The 4,445-nt window shown below is 57.1% G+C and carries 5 protein-coding genes; all 5 read left to right on the top strand.

The genetic code is table 11. The features are described 5' to 3' along the window. Positions 1-310: AIM24 family protein (locus tag BA066_06900; GenBank protein ID RDD52970.1), on the top strand; the 310-nt coding region annotated here is incomplete at its 5' end. Positions 311-490: 180 nt separating this feature from the next. Continuing rightward, positions 491-988: a hypothetical protein gene (locus BA066_06895; protein RDD52969.1), complete on the top strand. Its 498-nt coding sequence runs from the start codon at positions 491-493 to the stop codon at positions 986-988. 1 nt (position 989) lies between these two features. Beyond that, the gene (locus BA066_06890) at positions 990-2,021 is read left to right on the top strand and encodes a hypothetical protein (GenBank protein ID RDD52968.1); all 1,032 of its coding nucleotides are present in this window, start codon (positions 990-992) and stop codon (positions 2,019-2,021) included. An 84-nt stretch (positions 2,022-2,105) separates the two neighbouring features. After that, a complete protein-coding gene (locus BA066_06885; GenBank protein ID RDD52967.1) occupies positions 2,106-4,073 on the top strand; it encodes a hypothetical protein in 1,968 nt (655 codons plus the stop codon). A gap of 80 nt (positions 4,074-4,153) precedes the next feature. After that, positions 4,154-4,445, top strand: a 292-nt coding sequence (locus BA066_06880) for a hypothetical protein (GenBank protein RDD52966.1), incomplete at its 3' end; no start/stop codon positions are given.

Genomic DNA, 4,445 nt, shown 5'->3' with positions numbered 1-4,445 from the left:
GGGTCAGCTGTTCTGGCTGAGTCTCAGGGGCAGGGGCATCGTCTGGCTTGGGAGCTACGGAGCCCTGGAGATTAGGGAGCTCAAGGCAGGGGAGAAGGCCACCGTGGACAACTTCCACCTCGTTGCGATGGACTCGACCGTCGGCTGGAGCGTTAGGATGTTCGGAGGGCTGAAGTCAGCGGTTCTAGGAGGGGAAGGGATAGTGGTGGATCTCACGGGCCCCGGGAGGGTTTACATGCAGACCAGGAACCCGATAGCCCTGGCGGATTATGTCTACAGGTACGTGAGGGCTAGGACGGGATCCAGGTGAGATTTCAGGGCCATCAGACCGCCCGTCTCTCCCCACGGATAGGTTAAAGGAATTATCATCATCGGCCCCACGATTCCCGAGCCATCCTTAATATTAAATTTTGAGTGATGCGCCGGACAGGTGCGGTGGGATCCGCAGCGGAGCGATAAGTATTTATTTGCTTCACCGCAGGGCTGAGTGATGCTCAGGTACTTGGCTCCCCTCGCGCTCCTCCTGCTGCTCTCCGCCGGCTCCCTTCCCATTGCTACAGCTGAGCTGACGGGTCCAGTCGCCATAATATCAAATGAGATAGATCGGCCCACGGCCGAGAGGCTCAGATCATCCTTGGAGGCCATGGGCTTCCAGGTGGCCATTTTCCCCCCGGAGATGCTGGGGGAGGCCCTGAACTATGCTCAGTTCATCATAATACTGGGCGGCCACAGGGCCCCCGGGGTGGGTGAGCTAGTCGCCCCCCTCCTTTCGGGCGAGGAGAGGTCGAACCTGGAGAGGAGGGGCTACGCTTACTACTTCATCAAGACCAGGTGGGGGAAGCCCGTGATCATAATAGCCGGGAACGACAGGTTCGGGACCTACAGGGCGGCCAACAACTTCCTGATCAGGGGGATAAGGGAATTGAGGGCCATCATGCAATCCCCCGGGGTCGCTTTGGTCCTGGTTCCCGCTCCGATGGGCGGGTAGCATGGGCGCCAGTGAGGGGGAGCTCTGGCTGGATAGGATCCTCCAGCTGATGAGGGAGCTCCTAAGGGGAAGAGCAATATCCGTGAGGCACTTCAGCCCGGAGCTAGAGGAGTCCGTTCTCTGGACAAGGCACTCGGGAATCTCACTCTCGGAGTCCCTGATACTGACGGGTCCCCCCGCTCTGCCCCTCAACGAGAGAGAAACGGGCATGAGGGCCAGGGACCTGATGAGGCTCCGAGATGAGGAGCTGATAAGGCTCTTCGAGGTTGGGGGATCGCAGCAGACCCCACTGAAGGGTGTGATCCTCTTCTCCCTCGCCTGGAGGCTCCTGAACCTGGGGGTCACCTGGGGGCTCGGTCCGGATCAGCTCAGGGCCATCTACCTGAGGCTGGTCAGGGATTACCTCATCCTCTGGGGGGAGAGGGCCAGGGAGGCGTTCTTCCTCTTCAGCCTGGGTATGGAGGATTTCTTCAGGAATGAGGAGGAGCTGGATGCTCTTTCCAAGCTGGTCCTATACCCACTGGCCTTCTCGACGTTGATGAACGAGTACGCTTCCCAGGAGCTCATAGGAAGGGCGCCCAGGCAGGCACTGTCCAAGATGTTGACCCCGGCTCAGGACTACCCCGCTAAGCTCCCTTCCCCGAAGCAGGAATCGATGGAGCTCCTCTCAATGGCTCAGAGGATAAATGAGAGCTACAGGGAGCTGAGGAGCTCCATAATGAACACGCTGGGGAGACTCGTTCACGCGAGGCCTGGGGTCGATAGGAGACTGGGCGAGGTTCTGGACCAGCTCTCCAGGGAGCTGTCCGACTGGAGCCTGAGGAGGAGGTTCGAGCTCAGGGGGGCGAAGGTCAGGGCGAAGAGGATGAGGTTCGTGGTCCTCTATCCATCGGCCCCCGAGATCTGGATGGTTCAGCAGGAGAGGGGCGGAATGGTGAGGCTGGATAGGGGATCTGAGGTGAGCGCCGTCCCCTGGCCGTTCAGGGAGAGGGGAATAGCTTACATAGTGGTATCACCCTCGGGGGCCTCCTGAAGACCCCGGCCGATCGGCCTCACGCTTTTCAACGGATCGCGGCTCACCTGAAAAGTTTTTAGCTTTCATGGCAATCCTCAGGTTGTGAGAGGCCGAGCCCTGATCTGCTTGGTCCTGGTAATGCTCCTCCTACCTCCCCTCGAGGGAGGAGCGGATCGGAAGGGCATCATCCTTTACTACGATGAGAGGTACCCGAGCAACTGGGTAAACCCAAGGGCAACTCTGATGTACCTCAAGGGAGTGCTTGAAAGCCTAAATGTCCCCTATAGGATCCTGAACGCCGATGAGCTGAGGGACTTCATGAGAAGGGAGACTGGAATTGTGATATTCACGAGCGACGTGGCCCCCGACACCGTTTGGGATGGCAGCGAAGATTCGCTCATGCTGAGATGGCTGAGGGAAGGGGGAACAATCGTGTGGACGGGGGACTGGGAGCTCTACTACATAGGCTACGCTGATGGCTCGATGGTGCACTTAAGCGGCTCAGAGAACAAGCTTCTGGGCAGAGAAGTGACAGCGGCAATTGAAGGTGTTTTGGTGAGGTCAACTGAATCCGGGGCTAGGTATATTCCAAGCCTCAGGCCCTTCAGGAGCATGAGGCCATTCGATGAGAGCGAGCTGGCCGGGCTCGAGTACGAGGCCTATGGTGCGGCTGAGCTGAACGGGAGGAGGTTTCTTGATCCCTGCGCTGTCAGGGTGGGAAAGGGGTTCTTCGTGAAGGTATCCGCCACCGCTCATGATAACCTCGGCTTCCTCTATGCTTTGGAGCTTGTTCTGAACAGGTTCCTCGGCATGAATGTTAAGCTCACAGCTGATCCATCCAGCTCCTTCATACCCTACACTGGCATCGTCTATATACTTCCGAGCGAGGTCTCCTCTCCCTACTGGCAGAGGAACTTCGGGGACAGGATCTACTTCTATGCGAAGTCAGACCTCAGGGCTTACAGGGAGGCCATAAGGAATGACTTCAGGAGGATATCCTCCGAGTACAATTTCGTCATACTGGTAGTTCCTCTGAGCGACTCCCAGCTCTTCAGAGCGAATGCCGAGCTTCTGGATGAGATAGCCTCGCTCGAGGGTCTGGGAATCCTCTACGCAATATTTCCGAAGTGGGATTATGGGCCCGAGCAGGATTACCTGAGGCCAGGGAGCAGGGTAAACGCTGTCTTTGCATCAGTAGCCAGGTTCCTCTCAAATCTGAGCTCCACTTTAGGGGTGGCGGTCTGGTACGGATGGAAGGACAGGAGGATGGATCCGGAGGAGCTTGAGAGGTTCTACCTCTCCCTTCCCCCTGATCTGAGGCAGAGGATCTGGCTCTGGCTGGACGATCCCTTCGTTGAAGAAGCCTACAGATCGGGGATCACCGGAAAGGTTGATGAGCTTAACATGACGCTGGTGACGGAGCTCTACTCTCCTAGCATGCTGGCGGCCTATCAAAACCTGACCAGAAGGCAGATGATAGTCACCGGCTACTGGAATGCGAGCAGCACTGAGGAGTGGGTTGATGGCATGAGGGGAAAGCTGGAGCTCGTAAGAACTCCCGGAAGGATTCTGGGGGTGTGGATATTCTGGGATGTCAACGACGGATTTGGGGAGGCCTACAGGGCTTACATAGGAGGGAAGCTGAGGAACCCTGTTCTGAGGAGGCCTTCCTTGGAAGTAGTGGATGCAACAGGAGTGGACAGAATTGCTGTCAATATGATCATTCCATCAGCTCAAATAGCCCCTGGTGCTGATCTAGTGGTGGGAGGACCCGTGGCCAATGGGAGGAGCAAAGCTGTCGAGAGCCATGGGATAAGATTCTCCAGGGACGAGCTCATCATAAATGGAACCGTCCACAGGAGCTCGTGGAGAAGAGTGGATTATGGATTGATCCTGTACGAGGGGAACAGGGTGTACGTGATGGGGACCCACAGATTTGGCACGAAGGCAGCTCTAATCTGGCTCAGGATGAACGGGCTCACTGGGAACTCATGCCTGGTGAGGTGGACTGATGAGAACGGGAACGGGGAAGTTGAGGCTGAGGAGGTGATTGTTCTCAGGAACCTGTAGCGCATTGATCCTATCTAACCCGGGCATCATGACGGATCCCGTGAAAAGCCTTTATTAAGGGCTTCCCGATCGATCATCCCGTGGAGGAGCTGAGGAAGGCTGAGGAGATACTGGAGAGGGAGGTCATACCGGCCCTCTGGTACTCGCTGAAGGAGGACCCCAAGATGGCCTCTGAGATGCTGGGTAGGATGTTCAGAGAGGTCATAGCGGCCATGATCACGATGGACAAGAGCCTCTCAAGCAGGATAAGCGAGCTCACGGAGAACGTCAACAGGCTCTCGCAGCGCATAGAGGAAGTCAACAACCAGCTCTCAAGCAGGATAAGCGAGCTCACGGAGAACGTCAACAGGCTCTGGAGGACAGTTAGGACGC

This window comes from Candidatus Korarchaeota archaeon NZ13-K (assembly GCA_003344655.1).
GTDB lineage: Archaea > Korarchaeota > Korarchaeia > Korarchaeales > Korarchaeaceae > Korarchaeum.
This window is presented reverse-complemented; position numbering and strand designations above follow the sequence as displayed.